We start from the raw sequence: 24,749 nt of genomic DNA on the forward strand, positions 1-24,749 counted from the left end.
GCATGTTGAGCGGAGATTGAAATTTCCCACCTGCTGGAGCCGTGCCGTGAGCGAGTACAACGATCCACCGGGCACACCGCCGCCGTACGAGCCCCAGGCTCATGCGCCGAGCAATGCAACATCCGCCGAAGCGCGTCAGTGGGCGATGTTCGCGCACCTGTCAGCGCTCCTCGGGGCCGTGCTGACGGGCGGGTGGGGATGCTTCATCGGTCCGCTGATCATCTGGCTGGTCAAGAAGGACGCCATGCCGTTCGTCGACGACCAAGGCAAGGAAGCGCTGAACTTCAATATCACTGCCGGGGCGATTTACCTTGCGCTGATCCTGCTGACGCTTATGACCTTCGGCATCGGCGTCATCATCGCTGTGCCGATCGGTGTCGTCGTGTTTGTCGTATGGCTGGTGCTGACGATCATCGCCGGCGTCAAGGCGAACGAAGGCGTGGCCTACCGGTATCCGCTGACGTTGCGGCTGATCAAGTAATGAGCGGAGAGCACCGTTCGAAGGCCCGGCATGTCCGGGCCTTCGTCGTTGAGGGCAGGCTCAGTTCGCGCGACGGATCGCGTATTCGCCCAGCGCGGCCAACGGTGCCGCGCGCTCGCCGAATGATGCGAGCGCGTCCGTCATCGCATGGCCGAGTTCGTCAAGTCGCGCGCGTGCCTCCGTCATACCGAGCAGGCCCGGGAACGTGGCCTTCGACTGCGCCGCGTCCTTGCCCGGCGTCTTGCCGAGCGTCGCGCTGTCGCCTTCGACGTCGAGAATGTCGTCGCGCACCTGAAACGCCAGGCCGAGCGCGGCGGCGTAGCGGTCGAGCAGGGCGAGCCTTGCCTCGTCCGCGCCGCCCACCAGCGCGCCCATGCGCACGGCCGCGCGGATCAGCGCGCCCGTCTTTAGTGAATGCAGACGCTCGAGGTCGGCCACGGTCAGCGTTGTCGCCGCGCCGGTCGCATCCAGATCCAGTGCCTGCCCGCCGCACATGCCGCCTGCACCGGCTGCTTCCGCCAGCGTGCGCATCAGTTGCACCGCGACCACCGGCTCGACCGGAGCGAGCGAAAGCGCCTGGAACGCAAGCGATTGCAGCGCGTCGCCCGCGAGGATCGCGGTTGCATCGTCGAACGCCACGTGCACGGTCGGCTGGCCGCGCCGCAGCGCGTCGTCATCCATGGCCGGCAGGTCGTCGTGCACCAGCGAGTACGCATGGATCAGCTCGACCGCGACCGCGGCTCCGTCCAGCCGGGCCGCATCGGCGTCGAACAACGCGCCGGTGGCGTAGACCAGCATCGGCCGCATGCGCTTGCCACCGAGCAGCACCGCATGGCGCATCGCCGCGTGCAGGCGTTGCGGTGATGTATCGGGCGAGGGCAGGGCGACGGCAAGCGCGGCGTCGACACGCGCGCGCCAGGACTCCATCGATGCCTCAACCATCGGTCGTGTTCGGACCGGCCATGCCCGGGAACGGAGCGCGGCTCGATGGATCCTGCGGATCGCTGAGCATGCGTACGCGCAGTTCGGCCTGTTCGAGCGCGGTCTGGCAGTGCCGGTACAGGCCGACGCCGCGCTCGTACGCGGCAAGCGACTCCTCGAGCGTCATGTCGCCATGCTCCATGCGGTCGACGAGTTGCTCGAGCGCAACCAGCGATTGCTCGAAATCGCTGACGGACGCGGCCGGAGCGGGCGAAACGGGAGTCATTTTGCGTGGCATCGTCGAAGTGTGAGCGGCGCAGTGCGGAGGGTCAATCGACCGCATCCGACGGCGGCTGCCAATGCAGCCGCGTCCGATGGTCGCGCAACCAGGTGTCGAGCCGGTGCGAAACGACGAGGTCGCCCGCGGCCAGCAGTTCACCTTCGTCCGTCGATAGCAGCGGCAGGCGCTCGCGCAGCCAGGGCGGGACGCCGAGGTCCTGCAGCACGTGCTTGAGCGCGTGGGAGTGGCCGCGCCCCGGCAACACGATGCGCTCTCCGCCGGCCCGCGCATGCACGATGCAGCGGTCCGGCAGCAGGACGTCGCCCAGCAATCGCAGCTGGCCGCCATCGGGCAGCGCAAGCGCGTCGCGTCCGTCCCACCGTACGCGCCAGTCGAGGGGCAGCGACGCGCGGGCACGGCCCGCATACAGCAGATCGCGCCAGCGGCGCAGCTCCGTGCCCGACCACGCAACCCGCGGGGCCGCGTCCGCTCGCGCTTCAAGCAGCTGCGTGCCCGCCGCCATCGCGAGATGCGCAGGGAGCGGTTGCAGCTTCAATTGCCGCAGCCACAGGCGCAACACACGCGAGCGACGTGCAGGCGCGAGGTCCTGTAAGGCGTCGACACGCAGCACCTGCGCATCGAGCGTGCGCGCGGCCGCCAGCGTACGCGCGTCTTCTTCGAGCAGCAGATCGCTGTCCTGCCGGCACAGCGCCGCGCTTCGCGCGAACGACGCGGCCGCGTGCGGCCAGCGTTCCTGCAGCAGCGGCATCAGGCGGTGGCGCAGGAAATTGCGATCCATCGACAGATCCGCATTGCCGGGGTCGTCGATCCATTCCAGGTGGTGCCGCAGGGCATATGCGTGCAGTTGCGAGCGCGGGATGTCGAGCAGCGGACGCACCACCGGTGCATCGCCGAGCAATCGCATCGCAGGAATCGCGGCGAGCCCATCGACGCCGGATGCACGCAGCGCGCGCAGCAGGAACGTTTCCGCCTGGTCATCGAGATGGTGCGCAAGCGCCAGGCATTCGCCGGGCCGCAGCTCCGAATCGAACACCGCGTAGCGTGCATCCCGCAGCGCCCCTTCGAGCCCACTGCCGTTGTGCACCACCCGGACGCGGCGCACCGCGAGCCGGACGTCGAGCCGTGCACACAAGGCGGTGCAGCGCCGCGCCCAGTCATCCGCATCCGGATGCACGCCGTGGTGCACGTGCACTGCGCGCAGGCCGCGTTCGCGCACCTGCGCTGCCACCGCCAGCAGGTGCAGCAGCACCACCGAATCCATGCCGCCGCTCAGGCCGACGCAGACCGGGCCGGGCGGCAGTTGCGCGATCACATGGTCGGAAAGGGCAGGCGCAGGCATCGGCGCGATGGTGCCATGCTGCGGCGTCCTGCCGGTGCTTTCGGATCGCCCAAAAAAAAGCGGCCTGCGCGATGGATGCGCAGGCCGCCGGGTACCGCATCGGTGAATCAGAACTTGTGCAGCACCTTCACCGAACCATCGACCGCAGCGTCGCTGATATAGCCGACCGCGTTCGGGTTGGCGGCGAGCTTGGCCTTGACCTCGGCATCGCTGCCGACTTCGACCGGCGCCTTCGCCTTACCCGTGAAGATCAGGCGCGACCAGTAGGTCGTCAGTTCCGCGCCGACCTTGCCGAGCACGGTCTTGTCGAACGCATCGCGGGTCGCGCCACCCTTCTGGTAGATCACCTGGGCATTCGGGTCACGGCCGAGGAACACGCGCTTGGCGGCTTCCGCGTCCATCGGTGCAGCCTTGCTGCCCGAGGCGGCGACGACCGCGCCAGCATTCGCTTGGGAGGCGGCCACAAGGGCCAGCGCACCCAGCATCAAACGAAACGATTTCATGTGCGTGCTCCGATCAGAACGTGAAGACAAGGCCGGCGGAGACGAGTTCGGCGTCCCGGTTGCCAGCAATCTCGGTCTCGACATCGGTGTAGTCGAGCTTCAGCGCGACGTTGCTCGCAAAATCCCAACGCACGCCGACGCTCTTGAAGGTTTCGTCAAGCTGCTGGCTGGTGGCCGCCGCGGCGACCGGCAGGAACAGCGGGCTGCGCATCGGGATGCCGGTGAGTACCGACAGGTCCGCACCCGCCGTCTGGCGCCCGTATGTGACGTGCGGCATGACCGTGCCGAAGCGGCGGCCAACGGTGGTGTACCAGTCGGTGCGGTCGATGTTCTCGAGCACCGAATCCTCCACTTCGATTTCCGAGTACTCGGCGACGACGAGCCAGTTGGCCTTGTCGATGCGGAAGCCGACGCTCTTAAACGTGCCCGGGTCGTCGTTGTAGTCGAGCCGGTCCGCCAGCGCGTTCTGACGGAACATGCGCAGGCCGTTCGTCACCTGGTCCAGTACGCTGCCGGTGATGGTCACCTTCGCGGTGAGGTAGGCGGCACGCAGCGACAGCCACTCGTCGTATTCCACGTCCCACGACACGCCACGCAGGTGGCTGAGCTCGCCTGCGAAGCGGTTCTCGGCGATGTTCGCGTCGCCCTCGAAGCGGCCGTACAGGAACTGCGCCTGCGAGAACCACTTACCGAGGTAGGTGTTGTGCGACAGGCTGATGCCATCGGCGTTCGACCACGGCTGGTTGTACATCGCCACCGGCGGGCGGATCCACGGATACGCGTAACCGACGTCGAGGAAGTCCGAATAGCGGTAGAACGGGATGCGCTGGCGGCCGATCTTGGTCGAGAAGCCCTTGCCCAGCTGGATGTTCGCGTACGCCCAAGCGAGTTCCGGCCGGAAGTCTTCGGAGCCTTCGGCGAGGATCTGCGCCGTCGCGGTGACGCGCTCGTTGAGGTCGGCGTCGATCTGGATCGCGAACAGCGACTCTTCTTCGAAATCGACGGTGTCGGTGTAGGTTCGGGCCGGGAAGCGCTCCGAACTGTCCAGCGTCGTGCCCGCGACGATCTGGCCAAAACCGCTGACGCGGACCTCGGCGTGGGCAGCAGTGCCGAAGCTGAGCGCCGCGGCGAGCGCGACGGCAAGGGATGTTTTCACGCAACTCTCCAGGATCAGTGCAAGGGGGCGACGCACCGGTTCCTGTCGAATGACCGCGTGCCTCGTGGAGAGGTTTTCGGCCCACGTTGACAAAGCTTTAACGCAAGCTGGCGTAAGGCGCGCCCGGCGGGCGAACGCACTGTTCCAGAAATTGTTTCAAGTTCGCTTCAGGCCGGCCGTTACCGCGGTCACTGCGGGCCCTCATGCGCCCGCTGCCCGTGCAGGTCGCCCTCATGCTCACCGCTGTCCGCAATCTTCCCCACGCGCTGCTTGCGCAGGCCGTCCGGCCGCTGCGTCAGGTATCGATCCGCGCGAAGGTCATGCTCGTGCCCGGTGCGGCGCTGCTGGGCTTCGTGATCTACGCATTGTTCAGTGTGATGGTTGCGCGCTCGAATGCAGCGACGCTCGAGGGCTTCTCCAGTCGGACGCTGCCAGTGCTGAACGGCCTGTCGACCGCGCGCGCCGAGCAGGTCGACGTACGCGCACTGTTTACGCAGGCACTCAGCGACAGCGATGAGTTCCTCGTCGAGGACGCAGTCGAGAAGAGCACGAACGTCAAGACCGTGCTCGTCGGTCTTGCCGGTACCAACCCCGAGCTCAAATCCAGCCTCAACCCGCTGATCGCGAAATGGGACGCGTACGTGAAGCTGGCAGGCGAGACGGTGACCGCGCAGATCGCAGGCGAGATCCAGATCGAGGCGCTGCAGGAAAAGGCGCAGGCGATCCAGGTCGCGTACGCGGATTTCAGCAAGGGCCTGGCGGAACTCGACAGCGCACAGCAGAAGGCGTTTACCGCGGCGATCGCGGAAGCCTCGCGCTCATCGCAGCAGGCCGCGATGTTCGGTATCGCGCTGGTCGTGGTGCTCGCGGTGCTGGTGATCCTGGCGTCGATCGCGGTCGACCAGGCGATCCGCGGCCCGATCGAAACGCTGCGGCGCGTGATCGGCGAAGTGTCGGCCGGTCGCTTCTCGGTCAAGGTCGAAGCCGAAGGCAAGGACGCGATCGCGATGATGTGCCGCGACTTCTCGGCATTGCTGGGCAATCTCAATGCGGCGATCGCCGAATCGAACCAGGTGCTCGGCGCCGTGGCGCGCGGCGATTTCACCCAGCGGGTGCAGGCCGACCTGCCGGGCGACCTCGCAACGCTGAAGCAGGGCGTCAACGCGGGCGCCGACTCGGTGGCGCGCACGATGCACGCCCTCGATGAAGTGATGGATGCGATCGCACGCGGCGACTTCGCCGCGCGCATGGACGCCTCGATTCCGGGCGAATCGCGCGGCAAGGTCGACGCGGCGATGAGCGGGCTGCAGAGCGCGCTTGGGTCACTGCGCGGCACGATGGCGCATGCGGCAGCGGGCGACTTCACCCATCGAATCGAACTCGACCTGCCGGGCGAGCTCGACGATCTGAAGCAGTCGGTGAATCGCGCGCTGGCTTCACTCGACGAGGCGTTTACCGAAATCCACGAGACCACCGCGGCGCTGGCGGCGGGCGATCTCACCCGTCGCGCGCATGGCGAATTCGACGGCGCGATCGCGGATGTGACCGAAGCGCTCAACAGCGCGCTGGATCACCTGCAGGACGCGCTGCGCGGCGTCGCGATGGCGGCGGACGAGGTGGGCGCAGGCGCACGCGAGATCGCCGACGGTAACGCCGACCTGTCCTCGCGCACCGAACGGCAGGCGATCGCGCTGGAAAGCTCCGCCGCGAGCGTCGGCCAGCTGGTCAGCGCAGTGCAGGCCTCGGCCGAGAACAGCCGCCAGACCCGCCAGATCACGCGCTCGGCCCACGAGCGGGCACGCGACGGCGCCGACGTGGTGCGCGGCGCGGTAACCGCGATGGCGTCGATCACCGATGCCACGCGCCGCATCGCCGACATCATCGGCCTGATCGACTCGATCGCGTTCCAGACCAACCTGCTGTCGCTCAACGCGGCGGTCGAGGCGGCACGCGCGGGCGAGCAGGGCCGTGGCTTCGCAGTGGTGGCCGCCGAGGTGCGCACGCTCGCGCAGCGCACCACGCAGTCGGCGAAGGACATCCGCCAGCTCATCGCCACCGCCGGGCAGCGCGTCGACGACGGCAACCGCCTGGTGACGCGATCGGGCCAGTCGCTCGAGGAGATGGCGGGCTCGTCCGAAGAGATCGCCGTTCTGTCGGCGCAGGCGTCCGACTCGATCGAGGCGCAGGCGCGCAAGCTGCACGATGTCAGCAGCGCGATCAGCCAGCTCGAGGAAAGCAATTTGCAGAACAGCACGCTGGTCGAGGAGGTTGCCGCGGCGAGCGCGTCGCTCAGCGATCAGGCCGCCCGCCTGCGGAGCTCGGTCGCGCGTTTCAGGCTGGATGCCGAACCCGCGTCGGTGCGCGGCGCTATGGCGCCGGGGCTGCGCGTCGTCGCCTGAAGAGGCGCGGCCGCACTCCGGTTGGCAGAAACGCAACGGCGGCCCTGAGGCCGCCGTTCTGCTGTCGGGCATCGGTGTCCAGGGCCCGACGATGACGCTCGCCTCTGGCGAGCGCCCGAGCGCTTACGCCACCTCGTACGCGCCGTAAGCGCGCAGGCGCCGGTAGCGGCGCTCCAGCAGTTCCCCGACCGGCAGCGGTTCCAGCGCGTCGAGCTCGTTGAGCAGCACGCCTTTCAGGCGCTTGGCCATCTGCGTCGGATTGCGGTGCGCACCGCCGAATGGCTCGCGCACGACCTTGTCGACCAGGCCCAGCGAATGCAGCCGGCGCGCGGTCAGGCCCAGCTGCTCGGCCGCGTCCTTCGCCTTGTCGGCGGTCTTCCACAGGATCGAGGCGCAGCCTTCGGGCGTGATGACCGAATACGTGCTGTATTCGAGCATCAGCGTGCGATCGCCGACGCCGATCGCGAGCGCGCCGCCGGAGCCGCCCTCACCGACCACCGTGCAGATGATCGGCACCTTAAGCTCGGCCATCTCCATCAGGTTGCGCGCGATCGCCTCGGACTGGCCGCGCTCCTCGGCATTGATGCCGGGCCACGCGCCTGCCGTGTCAATGAACGTGATCAGCGGCAGGCCGAAACGCTCGGCCATCTTCATCAGGCGCAGCGCTTTCCGGTAGCCCTCGGGCCGCGGCATGCCGAAGTTGCGCTTGATCTTGCTCTTGGTGTCACGGCCCTTCTGGTGGCCGATGATCATCACGCTGCGGCCGTTGATGCGGCCCAGGCCCCCGACGATTGCCTGGTCGTCGGCAAACGCGCGGTCGCCGGCAAGCTCCTGGAACTCGTCGCAGATCACGCTCACGTAGTCGAGCGTATAGGGGCGCGCCGGGTGCCGGGCGAGCTGCGAGACCTGCCAGGGATTGAGGTCGCGGAAAATCTGCGCCGTGCGGATCCGCAGCTTGTCGCGCAGTCCCTGGATCTCCTTGTCGACATCGAGCGCCGAGCCCTGACTGGCTTGGCGCAGCTCCTGGATTTTCGCTTCCAGATCGGCGATGGGCTGCTCGAAATCGAGGTAGTTCGGGTTCATGCGTGGGCCGTGGGCCGGAAAGGGCGGCAGTGTAACGCGGGCACCCCGGCCAAGCCGAGAGGCAGTGATGTGTGGGTGAAACCGGGCAGTCGCCCGGGCGTCCCGTGCTCAGCTCGCCCAGGGCTTGGAGAGGGCGAGTTTCACCGCGCGCACGCCGGGCATCGCACGCAGGGCGCCAACGAGTTCGGCATCGACGCGGACCGAGTTTTCGCCGTCGAGATCGAGCATGCCCGCCGCGCCGTCGCGCAGCACGTCCAGCCGCAGCGGCGTCGGCCCCGGCCGGTGGCGTGCAAGCCGTGCGTCGACGCACTGCCACGCCCCCGCAACGCGCAGGTCGATCCGCAGCGACAGCCGCTGCGCGTGCTTTGCGCAGACCTGGTCGTAATCCCAGCAGCGCTGCGCCTTGAGCGCGAAGCCGCCGCTGAATGCGTCCTCGCGCAGGCCGCCCTGGATGATCAGCAGCCGGTCGCGCGTGATCAGCGATGCGAACTCCTGATAGGTCTCGGAAAAGAACGCGCATTCGAGGCGGCCGCGACCGTCCTCGATCTGTACGAACATCTGGCTGTCGCCCTTCTTGCGCAGTCCGACGACCTGACCGGCGACGACCAGTTCCAGTTCCGGCCGCCAGCCGCTGCGCGCCGATTCGGGGCGGCTCTCCCAGATGCGTTCCAGCTCGCCGAGGTCGTAGCCGACCAGCGCGCGTACTTCATCGCGGTAGGGGTCGAACGGGTGTCCGCTGAGGTAGTGGCCCAGCGTTTCGCGTTCACCGTTGAGGATCTGCACCAGCGGCCATTCGTCGGTCTCGGACAGGTCGAGGTGCAGCGCCGGCGCTTCGGTGTCGAAGCCGCCGAACAGGCTGACCTGGCCCGCGGCCTTTTCCTTCGCAAGCTGCTCGGTCGCCTTGAGTACTTCAGGCAGCTGCAGCATCAGGCTCGCGCGATTGCACCCCAGCGCATCCAGTGCACCGGCCTGCGTCAGTGCCTCGAGCGCGCGCCGGTTGAGCTTGCCGCTGTCCACGCGCTGGCAGAAGTCGAGCAGGTCCTTGAACTCGCCGCCGCGCCGCGCCTCGACGATCGCCTCGCAGGCCCCGCGGCCCACGCCCTTCACCGCGCCCAGGCCGTAGCGGATCGTCTTTGGATCCTTCGCCTCGAACATGTAAGCCGACTCGCCCACCTCGGGCGGCAGTACCGTCAGCCCCATCACCCGGCATTCGTCGAGGAAGCCGACCACCTTGTCGGTGTTGTCCATGTCCGATGACAGCACTGCAGCCATGAACTCGGCCGGGTAATGGCACTTGAGCCAGGCAGTCTGGTACGCGACTAGCGCGTAGGCGGCCGAGTGCGACTTGTTGAAGCCGTACTCGGCGAATTTTTCCATCAAGTCGAAGATCGAACTGGCGGTGCGCGCCTCGATGCCGCGCTCGGCGCAGCCGGCTTCGAACTTCGCGCGCTCCTTCGCCATCTCCTCGGGCTTTTTCTTGCCCATCGCGCGACGCAGCATGTCCGCGCCGCCGAGCGAATAGCCCGCCAGCACCTGCGCGATCTGCATCACCTGTTCCTGGTACACGATGACGCCGTAGGTCGGCGACAGCACGGGTTCCAGCAGAGGATGCGGATAGGAGACTTCGGTGTTGCCGTGCTTGCGGTCGACCCATTCCTTGTCCATCCCCGAGCCCAGTGGGCCGGGACGGAACAGCGCGGCAAGCGCGATGATGTCCTCGAATGTGTCGGGCCTGGCGCGCTTGAGCAGCTCGCGCATGCCGCGTGATTCGAACTGGAACACCGCCACGCCTTCGCCGCGCGCGAAGATGCCGTAGGTCTCGCCGTCGTCGAGCGGCAGTGCGGTGATGTCGAGCGCGTCGACGCCTTCCTTCGCGCGCCGCACGTTGATCGCCTTGACCGCCCAGTCGATGATCGTGAGCGTGCGCAGGCCGAGGAAGTCGAACTTGACGAGGCCCACGGCCTCGACGTCGTCCTTGTCGAACTGCGTGACCGGGCTCTTGCCGCGGCCTTCGCCGTCGTGTTCGGCGAACAGCGGGCAGAAATCGCTGAGCGGGCTCGGCGCGATCACCACGCCACCGGCGTGCTTGCCGGCATTGCGCGTGAGGTCTTCCAGCGACAGCGCGAGGTCGAGCAGGTCGCGCACGTCGTCTTCGGATCGGTAACGCTCGATCAGCTCGCTCGACGCGAGGTTCGGGTCCTTCTTCGCCGCGTCCGACTGGCCGAGCGCGTCATCCAGGCAGATGCCCAGCGTGTTCGGGATCAGCTTCGCAATGCCGTCGACGAAGCCGTACGGATGGCCGAGCACGCGGCCACAGTCGCGCACCACCGCCTTCGCAGCCATGGTGCCGTAGGTGATGATCTGCGAGACGCGGTCGCGGCCGTACTTGCGCGCGACGTAGTCGATGACCTCGTCGCGGCGGTCCATGCAGAAGTCGATGTCGAAGTCGGGCATCGACACGCGTTCGGGGTTGAGGAACCGCTCGAACAGCAGGTCGTACGGCAGCGGGTCGAGATCGGTGATGCCGAGCGCCCACGCCACCAGCGAGCCCGCACCCGAACCACGGCCCGGACCGACCGGGATGCCGTGTTCCTTGCCCCAGTTGATGAAGTCCGCAACGATCAGGAAGTAGCCCGGGAACCCCATCTTGATGATGACGTCGAGCTCGGTCTCCAGGCGCGCGTCGTAGATCTCGCGCGTCTTGCCCGGCGCGATCGGATTCTTCTCCAGACGCTTGGCGAGCCCTTCGCGCGCCGAGCTGCGCAGCCACGATTCGATCGTGTGCTCGCTCGGCACCGGGAACGCCGGCAGCGCGTACTCGCCGAGCTTGAGCTCGACGTTGCAGCGCGTCGCGAGCGCGACCGCGTTGTCGATCGCATCCGGGACATCAGCAAACAGCGCCGCCATCTCGGCCGAGGATTTCAGGTACTGCTGCGCGCTGAATTCGCGCGGGCGCTTGGGATCGTCCAGCACGCGGCCGGTCGCGATGCATACGCGCGCCTCGTGCGCCTCGAAGCCGTCGGCGTCGATGAAGCGCGCGTCGTTCGTGGCCACTACCGGGATGCTGCGCGTGCCGGATGCATACAGCGCGAACGTGTTGAACGCATCCTCGCCGTCGCGGCCGGTGCGGGTGAGCTCCAGGTGCAGTCGATCATCGAACGTGCTGCGCCAGTCCGCGAGCCAGGCTTCGGCAAGCTCGTGCCGGTTCGACAGGGCCAGGCGGCCCGCCAGGCTGCCGCGGCCGACGATCGCGAACAGGCCGTCGTTGTCCTCGCGGACCCACTCGGGCCGGATCGCGACGCCTTCGTTGCGATGGCCTTCCATCCAGGCGCGGGTCAGCAGCCGCGAGAGCGTGAGGTAGCCGGTGCGGTCGCGACACAGCAACGTCATCCGCGATGGCTGCTCGTTGCCGTCGGCAAGGCCGATGTCGGCACCGATGATCGGCTTGATGCCGGCGCCTTCAGCCGCCTTGTAGAACTTGACCGCCGCGAACAGGTTGTCGATGTCGGTCAGTGCAACCGCGGGCTGACCGAGCTTCGCGCAGCGTTTGACGAGCTCGCCGATGCGGATCGTCGAGTCGGCGAGCGAGTACTCGCTGTGCAGGTGAAGATGAACGAAGCGGGCGGAGGACATGCGACAACCGGCAGGACGCGCGCCAGCGTAGCAGCCCCGGCCGGGCCGGCAAGGCTTGACAGGCGCGGTCGGGCGAGCCGCCGCGTCGATCGCGGCGGCGCAAGCCCGAAAGCCGGCAGCCGGTCACACGCATGGCATCGCGATGCTGGTCGCCCCGCGATGCAGGCGTTGAGACCGGATACACGCCTGGCTCACCGGATCCTGAACAGCGAATCGGGTATCCAGCAACGCGCGTAGTGCTCCCGGGCGCGCTCGACCTGGCGCCGCCACAGCTCGATCTCGGCGTGGCGGTCGCGCAGCCAGTCGCTGCGGTGGCGGGCGTCCACGCCGATGAGCTGGTGCTCGCGCCGGTAAGCGCAGAAATCGAGGTAGTCGTCGACCTCCGACGCGAACGCCGGCCAGGCCAGGTCGACCAGCAGCGCGTCGTCGAGCAGGCCGAGCACCGGGATCCGGTCGTCGATGAGGTCGTCGTCGCGGTCGACGTAATCGAGCAGCTTCGTGGCCCGCTGCCGCACCCCGTCGCCCGGCTCCCAGTCTGAGTCGACGAGCATTGCGCCTAGTTCCCCGGCGCGGTCGAGGCGGCGGTCGAGCAGCGTGTGCGCTTCGGCGACCCGCAACGTCGACAGCCAGCGCGCCAGATTCGAAATGCGCTCTGCGTCGGCGCGCACTGCGCGGGGGTTGAGCTCGTGCAGCAGCACATCGAACGCAGTGAGCGCGTCGGGTTGCAGCTGCAGGTGGAAGTCTTCGGATGGCCGGCGCGCGCTGCGGCTATCGGGCAGCGGAGTGGGCGCGGCGGGACGGGCGGTTGCGGACATGCGGCACCTCGATGCACCGGCGGTCCAGGCGGGCGTGTCAGTTCATCGCCAGGTGCAGGTCGATGGTGCGCCCGTGCGCGAGGTCGGTCCCACTCCGGAAGTCAGGGTGAGGTGCGTGCTGGTTGCGGGGAATTCCTTATCCCTCAACGGCTTCCGCAGCCGGCGCGCAACCTGCGCTGAACTCGGCAGTTACGCCCGTGCGGGTCAGCGCCGCGCGCACCGGCGCGAAGCTTCGACGGTGCTGCGGGCAGGGACCGTGCTGGGCCAGTGCGGCAAGATGCGCCGGCGTCGAGTAGCCCTTGTGCTGGTCGAAACCGTACTGGGGCCACTGCGCGTGCATCGCGACCATTGCGCGGTCACGACTGACCTTTGCGAGGATCGAGGCGGCCATGATCGATCGGTCGCGCGCGTCGCCACCGATCCAGGCCTCGGCGGGGCAGGGCAGGCCGCGCGGTAGCGCGTTGCCATCGATGCGTGCGAGCTCGGTGGCGTGCATGACGCCGGCCACCGCGCGCTGCATGCCGGCCATGGTCGCCTGGAAGATGTTGAGCCGATCGATCTCCTCGGCTTCCACCGTCACCACGTGCCACGCGAGTGCGCGCTCGATGATGCGGCCATAGAGCGACTCGCGCCGTGCGGCGCAGAGCTGCTTCGAATCGGCCAGGCCGTTGATCGGCGTCCGGCCCGGCGCAAAGACGACTGCCGCCACGACGACCGGTCCCGCCAGCGGGCCGCGACCCGCCTCGTCGACGCCAGCGATGCGCTGTGCGCCGCGGGCGACCGACAGGTCGAGCGTCAGTTGGGGCACGGACTTACCCATTGCGCGGCTCCACCAGATGGACGATCGCTTCCGCTGCACGCGCCGAAGCGTCGCAGCGCAGCTGTTGGTGCAGTTCGAGGAATCGCGGCTGCAGCGCGGCCGCGGCGTGCCGGTCGCGCAACCAGTGCAGCACCGCATCGGCAAGTGCGGCCGGGGTACACGCGTCCTGCATCAGCTCGGGTACCAGCGATTCGCCGGCCAGTACGTTCGGAAGCGAATAACGGTCGACCTTCAGCAGCCCGAGACCCTTCACCATCCGGTAGGTGGTCGGGGCCAAGCGATACGCGACCACCATCGGCCGCTTCGCGAGCATCCCTTCCAGCGTGGCGGTGCCGGAGGCGAGCAGGATCACGTCGCTTGCGATCATCAGCGTGCGGGCGCGGCCCTGGATCACCCGTAGCGCGGGTGCGAGCGCTGCGGCGTCCGCGTGCGATTCGAGGATGCGTTCGAATGCGGCGGTCGCCTGGGCATTCGCCAGCGGGACCACGATCTGCAGGGCGGGCTCGGCCGCCAGCACGCGCGTGGCGGCGGCCAGGAAATCCGGGGCGAGGCGTTCGATTTCGCCGACCCGCGAGCCTGGCAGCACGGCCAGCACCGGCCGCTGCAGGTCGAGCCCGAGCTCGTGCCGCGCCGCGTCGCGGTCGGGTTCAAGCGGCATCTCGTCCGCCAGCGGATGGCCCACGAAGCGCGCGTCGACGTCGTGGCGCGCGTAGATCGCCGGCTCCATCGGAAACAGACACAGCACGCGGTCCGCGCTGCGACCGATCTTCTCGGCGCGCTTCTCGCGCCAGGCCCAGACGGACGGGCTGACGTAATGAACGGTCGCGATGCCGCGCTGCTTGAGCCAGCGCTCGAGACCCAGGTTGAAGTCCGGCGCGTCGATGCCGACGAACACGTCCGGCTGCCAGTCCAGCAGTCGCCGGCGCAGCGCGCCACGCAACCGCAACAGCCGTGGCAGGTGACGCAGCACTTCGGTCAGGCCCATGACCGCGAGTTCGCTGGCGTCGTACCACGCGTCGAACCCCGACTCGCGCATGCGGTCGCCACCCACGCCTGCGAACTGCGCATCGGGCCAGCGCTCGCGCAGCGCGTCGACCAGCCCGGCACCCAGCACATCGCCCGAGGCTTCGCCCGCGACGAGCGCGACCCGGCGGGGGCTGGCAGGGGATGCGGAAGCGGTCATCGGAGGAGGTCGACTTGGTGGCGGGAGCGGTCAGCGGGCGAGTGGACGCGCGGCGCACGGGATGGGGAACAGCGGGGCGGGGAGCAAGTGTGGCATCACCGGGCCGGCGCAGTTCGCGCTGAGCGCTTCCCGCCATGGGCCGGCGCCGGCACTGCGCTGATCCGATCGAGGATGGCTTTGGAGGTGGATTCCGATATGGACGGTCGCCGTCCGGTTTCAACCGTTCTACCGCTGTGCCGGCTCGGCGGATCGACCGCTCAGCGCAGCAGCGGACGGTCGCCGCTGTCGACAAACTCGAGCACGGCGCGCACGTCGGCGCTTTCGACGGCCAGTTCCATCAGCTTCGTGCGCGCCTCTTCGAGCGGGATGCCGGCGACGTACAGGGCCCGGTACGCCCGCTTGATCGCGGAGATGCGCTCGGCGTCGAAGCCGCGGCGCTTGAGCCCCTCGGCGTTGATGCCGCGCGGCCGGCCGTAGCCCTCCTGCGCGACCATCACGAACGGTGGCACGTCGCCGTTGACGAACGCGCCCATGCCGATGAACGCATGCGCACCGATGCGGCAGAACTGGTGCACGCCCACGAAGCCGCTGAGGATCACATGGTCGCCGACGCTTACGTGCCCGGCGAGCGTTGCGTTGTTCGAAAACACGCAGTGATTGCCGACCACGCAGTCGTGCGCGATATGCGTGTACGCGAGCAGCCAGTTATCGCTGCCGATACGCGTGACGCCACCGCCACTGCCGGTACCGCGGTTGAGCGTGACGAACTCGCGGAACGTGTTGCGGTCGCCGATCTCCAGCTCCACATGTTCGCCGCGGTACTTCTTGTCCTGCGGCTCGCCACCGACCGCGCAGTGCCCGACGAATCGGTTCTCGCGCCCGATCCGGGTCGGACCGGTGACGCTGCAGTGCGTGCCGAAGGTGGTGCCGTCTCCGATCTCGACTTCGGGCCCGATGTAGCACATCGGACCCACCCGCACGTCCTCGCCAAGCCGGGCTCCGGACTCGACGACCGCCGTGGGATGGATCTTCACCGCCATGGCTCAGGCCTGGGCCTCGGCACAAAGGATGTCCGCACATGCGACCTGCTCGCCGTCCACGCGCGCGACGCCGACGTACATCGCCATGTTGCGGATCATGCGCTTGAGCTCGACCTCGAGCTCCAGCCGGTCGCCCGGCACCACCATCTTCGAAAACTTCGCGCCGTCGACCTTCACCAGGTAGTACAGCTTGTCGGTCTTCGGGCCGCCAGGCTCGCCCGCGTCGTGCAGCGCCAACCGCGACAGCTGCGTCAACAGACCGCCCGCCTGCGCCAGTGCTTCGATCACGAGCACGCCTGGCATCACCGGATGCCCCGGGAAGTGGCCATTGAAAAACGGCTCGTTCGCGCTGACGTTCTTGTATGCCAGCACGCGCTTGTTCGGCTCGAGTGCGGTGACCCGGTCGACGAGCAGGAACGGATAGCGGTGCGGCAGCAGTTCGTTGATCTTCGGAACGTCGATCGGGAGTTGCAGGCTCATGTCAGTCCTTGTCGGTCGCGTCGTCACGACGCGACGAGGGGTCTTGCACGGCATCGTCGGGATGGCCGTCGGGTTCTTTGGATGGGCGCGCCGTGGCCGCGCCGATGCGCCGCGCCATGCGGTCGAGCTGTTTGAATCGCGCCGCGTTGCGGCGCCAGCTGCGGTTGTCCATCAGGGGCAGGCCGGAAGAATACTCGCCCGGCGTCCGAATCGAATGGGTCACGAGGCTCATCGACGTGATGACCACCTTGTCGCACAGCTCCAGGTGCCCGAGCACGCCGGCGCCGCCGCCGATCAGGCAGTAGCGCCCGATCCGGGCGCTGCCTGCGACGGCGGAGCAGCCGGCCATGGCGGTGTGATCACCGATCACGACGTTATGCGCGATCTGGATCTGGTTATCGAGCCGCACGTCGTTGCCGAGCACGGTGTCTTCGATTGCGCCGCGATCGATCGTCGTGTTCGCGCCGATCTCGCAGTCATCACCGATTACGACGCCGCCCAGCTGGGGCACCTTAAGCCAGTGCCCGCCCTCCATCGCGATGCCGAAGCCTTCGGCGCCGATGACCACCCCGGGGTGCAAGAGCACGCGCTGGCCCAGCCGCACCCGCGTGACCAGGGTGACGCGCGCGACGAGCTGGCTGCCTGCACCGACGACGCAGTCGTCGCCGATCACGCAGCCCGGGCCAATGACGGCCCCCGCCTCGATACGGCTGCGTGCGCCAATGCTGACGAACGCGCCGACATGGGCGTCGGGCGAAATCTCGGCGCTTTCGTCGACGTCCGCCGACGGGTGGATACCAGCGGGACGTTCCGGTTTCGGCTCGAACAGCCCCGCCAGCTTCGCGAACGCGACATACGGGTCGCGCGCAAGCAGCGCCGTGCCCCCGTAATCGACCGCGTCCTCCGCACGCATCACCACGACGCCCGCATCGCTCTGCGCGAGCTGGGCTCGATATTTGGGGTTAGCGAGGAACGCCAGCTGGCCCGCTGTGGCACGGGCCAGCGTGCCCACGCCGCGCAGCTCCGTGGCGGCGTCTCCCTGCAGTTGCAGCCCGAAGCGCTCGGCGAGCTCGCCGGCGCTGTATGAGAAGACCGTCACCGAAGCCGCCGGCGCCGTCGATCAGAACGTGCCGCCGAACGTGAACTGCAAGCGCTCGATATCGTCCGTATCGTCCTTGCGGAGCGGATACGCATAACTGATCGAGATCGGACCCATAGGAGAGCGCCACAGGATGGACGCGCCCGCGGACGCGCGCAGCTCGCCCGCGTCGAAGCTATCGAAATCGCGATAGACGTTGCCGAAGTCGAGGAAGGCCGACACGCGGGCAGCCGGCGTGTCGAGCAGGGTGGGGAAGAAAACTTCCAACGAACCGACCGTCTGCAGCGAGCCACCGATCGGCTGCGCAAACCCGCTCGCAGCAATGTCGCGCGGGCCGAGCGTGTTGTCGGTGAAGCCGCGTACGCGCCCCTGCGACGATACGCCGCCGGCATAGAAGTTTTCGAAGAACGGAAGCCCGTCGGCGCGGATCGTCCTCACGTAATCGGGAGATGCCGTGGTGCATTCCTCTTGGGGCGTGATCGTCGGGTTCGGGTTCTGCTGCGTCGGCGCGATGAAGCAGATGTCGCGTACGAACTCGTCACCGTAGCTGTCGCCGTAACCGATGCGGCCCCGCGTGTTGAGTACCAAGTGCCTCGACAACGGCCAGAACTTCGAAATCTCGTAGGTGAACTTGTAGTACTCGACGGTCGAGCCGGGGAGTGCAACCTCCGCACCCAGCCGCTGGTACATGCCCGCGGTAGGCGTCAGCGCATGGTTGAGCGAATTGCGCGCCCAGCCGACCTCAGCACGTACGGTGTGGAAGGTCCGGTTGCCGACCGCATCAATGTAGTCGATCGCCGACTGGGGGGTCGCGCCCGGGAACGTGAACAGTTGGTCGCTTTCGACACCGAGCTGCGCCGAGACCGAGTCCGTCTCGGTCAGCGGGATGCCTAGGATCACCTGCCCCAGGCGCGTCGTGCGCGAGAACTGCGCCGTGTTGAAGTCCGAGTTATCGAACTCGCGCCACGCCAGGTTGTACCCGAGCGACACGCCCGAGTCGGTGAAGTACGGATTGAGGAACGAGAACTCGTAGCGCTGCAGATACGCGTTGCGGTTCGCCTCGATGGAGACCCGGTTGCCGCTGCCGAGGAAGTTGTTCTGCGACAGTTGCACCTGCGTGGTGACGCCCGAGAGCTGCGAGTAGCCCACGCCAAACACGAAGCTGCCCGAGGTGGTTTCCTTGACGTTCACGATCACGTCGACCTGGTCGGGGCTGCCCGGCACCGGCTGCGTCTCGACGTCGACCGTTTCGAAGTAACCCAAGCCCTGCAGGCGGATCTTGGAACGATCGAGCGCGGCCTGCGAGTACCAGCTCCCTTCGAACTGTCGCATCTCGCGGCGCAGCACTTCGTCCGAGGTGCGCGTGTTGCCCTTGAACGCGATGCGACGCACGTTGACGCGAGGGCCCGGCACGACCTGCATGGTGATGCCAACCGTCTTGGCTTCGCGGTCGACGTCCGGGATCGCGTTGACCTGTGCAAACGCGTAGCCGACGTTGCCGAGCGTCGCGGTAATCGCGTCGGAGCTGATCTCCAGCAGGCGGCGCGAGAAGATCTGGTCCGGCTGGACGAGGATGCGCTTTTCGATCTCTTCCTTCGGAAGAATCGTGTCGCCGCTGACCTGCACGCTCGAGACCTTGTACTGCTCGCCCTCGGTTACGCCGGCGGTCAGGAACATGTCCTGACGGTCCGGGCTGATCGAGACCTGCGTCGAGTCGACGCTGAAGTCGACGTAGCCGCGATCGAGGTAGAACGAGTTCAGGCGCTCGAGGTCGCCGGAAAGCTTCTCGCGCGAGTACTGGTCGTCGCGGCGGTACCAGCTCAGCCAGTTGCTCTCGCGCGATTCCCAGGTGTCGAGGATTTCCTCATCCTGGAACTTCTCGTTGCCGACAAGATTGATGTGGCGGATCTTCGCGGCCTTGCCCTCGGTGATCGCGATCGTCAGGTCGACGCGATTGCGGTCAAGGCGAGCCACCGTCGGCTTGATCTCGACGTTGTACTTGCCACGGTTGTTGTACTGCTTGACGAGCTCCTGCGTCACGCGGTCGAGTGCAAGCCGGTCGAAGGTGTCGCCCTCTGCGAGGCCGATGTCCGCAAGGCCCTTGGTCAAGTCCTCCGTCTTGATGTCCTTGTTGCCGGTGATCGTCAGTTTGTTGATCGCCGGGCGCTCGGTCACCGTGACGACGAGGATGTTGCCCTGCTGGTCCAGACGCACGTCTTCGAAGAAGCCGGTCTTGTACAGCGCGCGGATCGCTTCGGCGGCGCGGGTGGGGTCAAGCGTGTCGCCGCGCTCGACGGGCAGGTACGTAAATACCGTGCCGGCGGAAATGCGCTGCAGGCCATCGACGCGGATGTCGCTCACCGTGAACGGATCCACCGGCTGGGCGCCCGCCGGGACGGCAAGGGCCGAGGCGAGGGCGAGGGCAAGCAGGCGGCGGGAGAGGAGTCGCGTCATCATTACGTCCGATTGGGAGTCATGGACGTCCAGCACGGCGGGGCCGGTCGGGACGTCGGGGGCGTAGCGGTGGTCTTGGCGTCGTAGTCAGCGGGCTGCCGCAGCGGGATGCGGGCGGCGTCAGCGCACCAGGTTGTTGACGATGTCGTTGTAGAACGCGAGCCCCATCAAGCCGGCGATCAGCGCCAGGCCGACATACTGGCCGGCGGCCATGACCCGCTCGCTGACCGGCGAGCCCTTGACCAGCTCGATAAGGTAATACAGCAGGTGACCGCCGTCCAAGATCGGGATCGGCAGCAGGTTGAGGATGCCCAGGCTCAGCGACAGCATCGCGAGCATGGAGAGGAACCAGGCCGCGCCGTGGGATGCGTACGCGTTCGCAGCCCGGGCGATCGTGATCGGTCCCGCGACGGTGTTCTCGACCGACACACGGCCGCTGAATGCCCGGCCAATCATCGCGACCAGCTCGCCGGCCTGGTGTGCTGTCTCGCGCAGCGCGGCCGGTACGGCCGCGACCGGGCCGTGCCGCAGGACGGCATCCTTGACCGGCGGCGCCGGCATGGCTGCGCCAACGCCGAGCACCCATTCCGACCCGTCCTCGACGCGCATGGGCGAGATCTCGAGCGCCAGGCGTTCGTCGTGGCGGTCCACCTCGACCATCGCAGGCGCCCCGCGCTCGCCGAGCCTGCGCACGAGCCCGGGGATATCGTTCCAGGCCGAAACGGGCGTGCCGTCGATCGCCGTGACCACGTCGCCCTCAACGAGGACGCCAGCCGCCGGCGTGTCGGGTAGCACCCGCCCGACCCGCGCGGGGACCAGCTCATGCCGCCCCGTCAGCCCGACGGCGTCGAGGACACGTCGCTCGTCGAAGGTTTCGGGCAAGCGAGAAAGCGGCAACTGCCGCACAGCCTCCCCTCCCTCGGCGCGCTCGATCCGGACTTCCACGTCGCGCCGGTCCAGCGCGAGCGGGATCAGCGCCATCTGGACCTCGGTCCAGGTGGGCGTTTCGCGTCCGTCGATCGCAAGGACGCTATCGCCCCGGTCAAGTCCAGCCTGTGCCGCGAGGCCTTCGACGTGGCCCACCACCGGGGCGTAATCGGGGCGGCCGATCACGAACATCAGCCAGAGCAGCGCGACGCATAGCAGTAGATTCGCGACCGGCCCGGCGGCGACGATCGCAATCCGGCGCCATACGGGCTGCCGGTTGAATGCGCGCGGCAGCTCGTCCGCCGGCACCGCGGCTTCGCGCTCGTCGAGCATCTTGACGTAGCCGCCGAGCGGAATCGCCGCAACCATGTATTCCACGCCATCGCGGCCGCGGTGCGTCCAGAGCGGATTGCCGAACCCGACCGAAAACCGCAGCACCCGGACGCCGCACCGGCGCGCGACCCAGTAGTGCCCGAATTCGTGGAACGTGACCAGCACGCCCAGACTTACGATCAGCCACCAGATCGAGCCGAGGATTTCATTCATGCGCGCGGGCTCATCGGGTGGGCTTACAGGGCGTGCGCATGTGCGGCCCGTTCGACGAACCGCCGGGCCTGTGCGTCGGCATCGCGCAAGGCATCGAGCGAACCGGCGGAAGAGGAGGGGAGCGCGGCGAGGGCTTGCTCGACCAGCGCAGGGATCGCTAGGAAACCGATACGCCCCTGAAGAAACGCTGAAACGGCCGTTTCGTTCGCCGCGTTGAGCACCGCCGGTGCCGTGCCGCCGCTGCGCAGGGCCTCGAATGCGAGGCCCAAGCACGGGAACGCCTCAAGGTCCGGTGCTTCAAACTCGAGCCGGCCGCCCTGCGCCAGCAGGTCCAGCCCGGCGACCCCCGATGCGATGCGCTCGGGCCAGGCGAAGCCGACCGACAGCGCCGTGCGCATGTCCGGCAAGCCGAGCTGGGCGAGCGTGGAGCCATCGACGAACTCGACGAACGAGTGCACGAGGCTTTGCGGGTGGACGAGTACATCGATCCGCTCGGCTTCGACACCGAACAGATGGTGCGCCTCGATGACCTCGAGACCCTTGTTCATCAGGGTCGCGGAATCGACGGAGATCTTCGGACCCATCGACCACTTCGGATGGGCAGCGGCCTGTTCGGGCGTGACGTCGTGGAGTTCTTCGCGGCGCCGACCGCGGAACGGGCCGCCGGACGCAGTCAGGATGATCCGCGCAAGGCCCGCATGCGCCGCGGCGTCCGGCAGGCACTGGAAGATCGCATTGTGCTCGCTGTCGACCGGCACGATCGTGGCGCCCGCATCGTGCGCGGCCTGCATCAGCAGTTCGCCGGCCAGCACGAGCGATTCCTTGTTCGCCAGCAGGATGCGTTTGCCGGCGCGGGCGGCCGCGAGCGTCGACGATAGGCCCGCTGCGCCGACGATGGCGGCGACCACGGCCCGGCAGGCGTCGCTGCCGACGAGTTCGTCCAGCGCCGCGTCGCCCGCATGCGGCAGCGTATCGAGCCCCGCGCCGCGCAATCCGTCGCGCAAGTCGGCGAAGCGCTGCGGGTCGGCGATCACGGCGTGGCGTGGCCGGTGCCGAACGCACAGGGCCACCAGCGCCTCGACGTTCTGGCCGGCGGCGAGCACGGTTGCGCGCAACCGCTGCGGATGGCGGGCGATCACGTCCAGCGCGGACGTGCCGATCGAGCCCGTGGCTCCGAGCACTGCGACGTCGAGCATGTCCGGGTGCGTCCTCAGAACTCGAGCAGTGCCTTGCCGAGCGCGAAGACCGGCAAGGCGGCGAGCACGCCGTCAATGCGGTCGAGGATGCCGCCGTGGCCCGGGATCAGGCGGCCGGAATCCTTCACCCCCACGTGGCGCTTGAGCATGCTCTCGAAGAGATCGCCGATCACCGAGAACAGCACCGCGGCGAGCGCGACAAGCGCGACCTTCGGCAGGTCCCCCGTGGTCGCGCCGGCCAATATTCCGAAGCCGACGCCAGCCGCAACGCCGGCCACGACGCCGCCGAGCATGCCTTCAATCGTCTTGTTCGGACTGATCGTCGGGGCGAGTTTGTGTCGGCCCAGTGCCCGGCCAGTGAAGTACGCGCCCGTGTCCGCGGCCCAGACGATCGCCAGCGCGGCCAGCAGCCAGCGATGGCCGCCGGGCTGTTCGGCGTGGATCCATGCCAGCGCGCACCACGCGGGAATCACCGCCAGCGCTGCTGCGGCGAGCTTGAATACGCGCGCGAAGCTCTCATGGTCGCTGCCGAAACGGCTGCGGCCCAGCCAGAGCAGTGCAACAAGCCACCAGACCACGCCGACGATCGCGGCGACCTGGTAGAGCACCAGCGTGTAGCCCTCGCGCCAGCGCGAGGCCCAGACGATCGCGACCATGACACCCAGATGGGCCACCAACAACACGCTGCGGGCGAGGGTGTCCTCGATTTCGGCCAGGTCGAACCACTCCCAGAGCCCAGCCAGCAGCACGACGGTCACCAGCGCCACCATCCACGGGGTCGGCAGCAGCAGGATCGCGGCGACCGCGACCGGGGCCATCACCAGGGATGCGAGCAGGCGGGTTTTCGTCATCGGGTCTTCGTCATTCGCGGTTCTGGTCGGACTGGGCGGCCACCTGGGCGCCGGTCAGTCCGAAGCGGCGCTCGCGCATCGCATAGGCGTCCAGCGCTCGCTGCAGTGTCACCGCATCAAGCTCCGGCCACAACAATTCGGTGAACCACAGCTCCGTGTAGGCAAGCTGCCACAACAGGAAGTTACTGACCCGGGTGTCGCCACCGGTACGGATGAACAGGTCCGGTGGGGGCAACTCGGACAGGCAGATCCGCGAGCCGAGCAGCGCTTCGTCGATGTCTTCCGGGTCCAGCCTTCCGGCGGCGACGTCGCGCGCCAGCGAGCGCGCCGCTTGGGCGATGTCCCAGCGGCCGCCGTAACTCGCGGCGACGGTGAGCTGCAGCTGCGTGTTGTCGGCTGTGCGGCGCTCGGCCTCGTCCATGCGCGCACGGATCACGTCGCCGAAGCGCTCGCGCTCGCCGATGAAGCGCACGCGCACGCCACGGCGGTCGAGCTCGTCGACCTCGCGGTCGAGCGCGGTCATGAACAACTTCATCAGCGCGCCGACCTCGTCCTCCGGCCGGCCCCAGTTCTCGCTCGAGAACGCGAACAGCGTCAGCGCTTCGATGCCGCGCTCGAGGCAGAACTCGATGCAGAGGTTGACCGTTCGCGCGCCGGCGCGATGGCCGATGGCGCGCGGGCGCCGACGGCGCTCGGCCCAGCGGCCATTGCCGTCCATGATGACGGCGAGGTGCCGCGGGATGCGCCGGGGCGCGCTGACGTGCTGGGAAGACATGGCGCCGGTTGCACCTGGAAGGACGGGGTGGGACGACAGTCCCTCGGCGTGCCACGCCGGGCGGATGGGCGGGGCTTGCGGCCCCGCACGCGGCGGAAAGCTGAGGCCGGGCCGTGGACCCGGCCGATGGCGTCAGACCGCCATCAGCTCCTGTTCTTTCGCCTTGACCACCTCGTCGACGCCCTTGATCGCGTCGTCGGTGATTTTCTGGATCTCGGTCTCGCTGCGGCTCGCCTCGTCCTCGGTGATCTGCTTGTCCTTCAGCAGTTCCTTGACCTGATGGTTCGCGTCGCGGCGGATGTTGCGGATCGCGACCTTCGCATCTTCGCCACCGGAGTGAACGACTTTGGTCAGCTCCCGGCGGCGCTCTTCGGTCAGCGCCGGGAGGTTCAAGCGAATCACGGTGCCCGCGGTGTTCGGGGTCAGGCCGAGGTCCGACGCGAGGATCGCCTTTTCGACCGGGCCGACCATCTGCTTTTCCCACGGGGTGATCGTGAGCGAGCGCGAGTCGGTGACCGCAACGCTCGCGACCTGCGACAGCGGCATGTCGGAACCGTAGTAATTGACCTTGATGTGATCGACGAGTGCGGTCGATGCACGGCCCGTCCGCACCTTGACCAGATCGTGGCGGAACGCTTCCACGCTCTTTGCCATGCGGGTCTGCGCGTCTTTTTTGATGTCGTTTAGCATCGCCGGCTCCGGTGGGTAGGCAGGGAGCCGGCGATTATATGCGAACGCCGCGGTGGT

Annotated in this window: 20 protein-coding genes and 1 pseudogene; 2 read left to right on the plus strand and 19 right to left on the minus strand. The window is 67.9% G+C overall.

The features are described from left to right. Nucleotides 1–46 precede the first annotated feature (46 nt). A complete protein-coding gene (locus tag ACFFGH_RS14225) occupies nt 47–481 on the plus strand; it encodes a DUF4870 domain-containing protein (protein WP_386669329.1) in 435 nt (144 codons plus the stop codon). 60 nt (nt 482–541) lie between these two features. Here the strand turns inward: ACFFGH_RS14225 and ACFFGH_RS14230 are convergent, their stop codons facing one another. The 5 genes from ACFFGH_RS14230 to ACFFGH_RS14250 form a co-directional block, all read right to left on the minus strand. Continuing rightward, nucleotides 542–1,423 carry a polyprenyl synthetase family protein gene (locus ACFFGH_RS14230; RefSeq protein ID WP_386669330.1) on the minus strand — a complete coding sequence of 294 codons (882 nt, stop codon included), beginning with the start codon at nt 1,421–1,423 and terminating at the stop codon, nt 542–544. Next, nucleotides 1,416–1,688 carry an exodeoxyribonuclease VII small subunit gene (locus tag ACFFGH_RS14235; RefSeq protein WP_386670222.1) on the minus strand — a complete coding sequence of 91 codons (273 nt, stop codon included), beginning with the start codon at nt 1,686–1,688 and terminating at the stop codon, nt 1,416–1,418. Before ACFFGH_RS14235 ends, ACFFGH_RS14230 begins: the two co-directional genes overlap by 8 nt. 43 nt (nt 1,689–1,731) lie before the next feature. Further along, a complete protein-coding gene (gene tilS / locus ACFFGH_RS14240) occupies nt 1,732–3,042 on the minus strand; it encodes a tRNA lysidine(34) synthetase TilS (RefSeq protein ID WP_386669332.1) in 1,311 nt (436 codons plus the stop codon). Between the two features lie 107 nt (nt 3,043–3,149). Then, on the minus strand, nt 3,150–3,545 hold the full coding sequence (locus tag ACFFGH_RS14245) for a type 2 periplasmic-binding domain-containing protein (protein ID WP_386669334.1): 396 nt from the start codon (nt 3,543–3,545) through the stop codon (nt 3,150–3,152). Between the two features lie 13 nt (nt 3,546–3,558). Further along, complete coding sequence (locus tag ACFFGH_RS14250; protein ID WP_386669336.1) at nt 3,559–4,701, minus strand: hypothetical protein; 1,143 nt, start codon at nt 4,699–4,701, stop codon at nt 3,559–3,561. Nucleotides 4,702–4,904: 203 nt separating this feature from the next. Here ACFFGH_RS14250 and ACFFGH_RS14255 point away from each other — a divergent pair, with 203 nt between their 5' ends. Further along, nucleotides 4,905–7,100, plus strand: coding sequence for a methyl-accepting chemotaxis protein (locus tag ACFFGH_RS14255; protein WP_386669337.1), 2,196 nt, complete (start codon nt 4,905–4,907; stop codon nt 7,098–7,100). A 123-nt stretch (nt 7,101–7,223) separates the two neighbouring features. Here ACFFGH_RS14255 and ACFFGH_RS14260 read toward each other — a convergent pair whose 3' ends face one another. The 14 genes and pseudogenes from ACFFGH_RS14260 to frr form a co-directional block, all read right to left on the minus strand. Next, entirely contained in the window at nt 7,224–8,183 is a 960-nt protein-coding gene (locus ACFFGH_RS14260) for an acetyl-CoA carboxylase carboxyltransferase subunit alpha (protein ID WP_386669339.1), read from the minus strand. Between the two features lie 108 nt (nt 8,184–8,291). Next, nucleotides 8,292–11,816 (minus strand): DNA polymerase III subunit alpha, encoded by a 3,525-nt coding sequence (gene dnaE / locus ACFFGH_RS14265; RefSeq protein ID WP_386669342.1) that lies wholly within the window; start codon nt 11,814–11,816, stop codon nt 8,292–8,294. A gap of 191 nt (nt 11,817–12,007) precedes the next feature. After that, the gene (locus tag ACFFGH_RS14270; RefSeq protein WP_386669343.1) at nt 12,008–12,631 is read right to left on the minus strand and encodes a hypothetical protein; all 624 of its coding nucleotides are present in this window, start codon (nt 12,629–12,631) and stop codon (nt 12,008–12,010) included. Nucleotides 12,632–12,767: 136 nt separating this feature from the next. Continuing rightward, complete coding sequence (gene rnhB / locus ACFFGH_RS14275; protein WP_386669345.1) at nt 12,768–13,451, minus strand: ribonuclease HII; 684 nt, start codon at nt 13,449–13,451, stop codon at nt 12,768–12,770. Then, nucleotides 13,444–14,634, minus strand: a complete 1,191-nt coding sequence (gene lpxB, locus ACFFGH_RS14280) for a lipid-A-disaccharide synthase (protein ID WP_386669347.1) — start codon at nt 14,632–14,634, stop codon at nt 13,444–13,446. The genes rnhB and lpxB overlap by 8 nt, the downstream gene beginning before the upstream one ends. Nucleotides 14,635–14,891: 257 nt before the next feature. After that, a complete protein-coding gene (gene lpxA, locus ACFFGH_RS14285; protein WP_386669349.1) occupies nt 14,892–15,674 on the minus strand; it encodes an acyl-ACP--UDP-N-acetylglucosamine O-acyltransferase in 783 nt (260 codons plus the stop codon). A gap of 3 nt (nt 15,675–15,677) precedes the next feature. Then, nucleotides 15,678–16,154, minus strand: a complete 477-nt coding sequence (gene fabZ, locus ACFFGH_RS14290; protein ID WP_386669352.1) for a 3-hydroxyacyl-ACP dehydratase FabZ — start codon at nt 16,152–16,154, stop codon at nt 15,678–15,680. 103 nt (nt 16,155–16,257) lie between these two features. Then, nucleotides 16,258–17,253: pseudogene (gene lpxD / locus ACFFGH_RS14295) on the minus strand (UDP-3-O-(3-hydroxymyristoyl)glucosamine N-acyltransferase); the annotation flags it as partial. 21 nt (nt 17,254–17,274) lie between these two features. Further along, nucleotides 17,275–19,707: an outer membrane protein assembly factor BamA gene (bamA, locus tag ACFFGH_RS14300; protein ID WP_386669354.1), complete on the minus strand. Its 2,433-nt coding sequence runs from the start codon at nt 19,705–19,707 to the stop codon at nt 17,275–17,277. 120 nt (nt 19,708–19,827) lie between these two features. After that, on the minus strand, nt 19,828–21,180 hold the full coding sequence (rseP, locus tag ACFFGH_RS14305; RefSeq protein WP_386669356.1) for an RIP metalloprotease RseP: 1,353 nt from the start codon (nt 21,178–21,180) through the stop codon (nt 19,828–19,830). 23 nt (nt 21,181–21,203) lie between these two features. After that, a complete protein-coding gene (locus tag ACFFGH_RS14310; RefSeq protein WP_386669359.1) occupies nt 21,204–22,376 on the minus strand; it encodes a 1-deoxy-D-xylulose-5-phosphate reductoisomerase in 1,173 nt (390 codons plus the stop codon). 14 nt (nt 22,377–22,390) lie between these two features. Further along, nucleotides 22,391–23,227, minus strand: a complete 837-nt coding sequence (locus ACFFGH_RS14315) for a phosphatidate cytidylyltransferase (RefSeq protein WP_386669361.1) — start codon at nt 23,225–23,227, stop codon at nt 22,391–22,393. Nucleotides 23,228–23,237: 10 nt separating this feature from the next. Beyond that, nucleotides 23,238–24,002, minus strand: a complete 765-nt coding sequence (gene uppS / locus ACFFGH_RS14320; protein WP_386669364.1) for a polyprenyl diphosphate synthase — start codon at nt 24,000–24,002, stop codon at nt 23,238–23,240. Between the two features lie 132 nt (nt 24,003–24,134). Beyond that, nucleotides 24,135–24,692, minus strand: coding sequence for a ribosome recycling factor (frr, locus tag ACFFGH_RS14325; protein ID WP_386669366.1), 558 nt, complete (start codon nt 24,690–24,692; stop codon nt 24,135–24,137). Nucleotides 24,693–24,749 lie beyond the last annotated feature (57 nt).

The organism is Lysobacter korlensis (genome assembly GCF_042434515.1).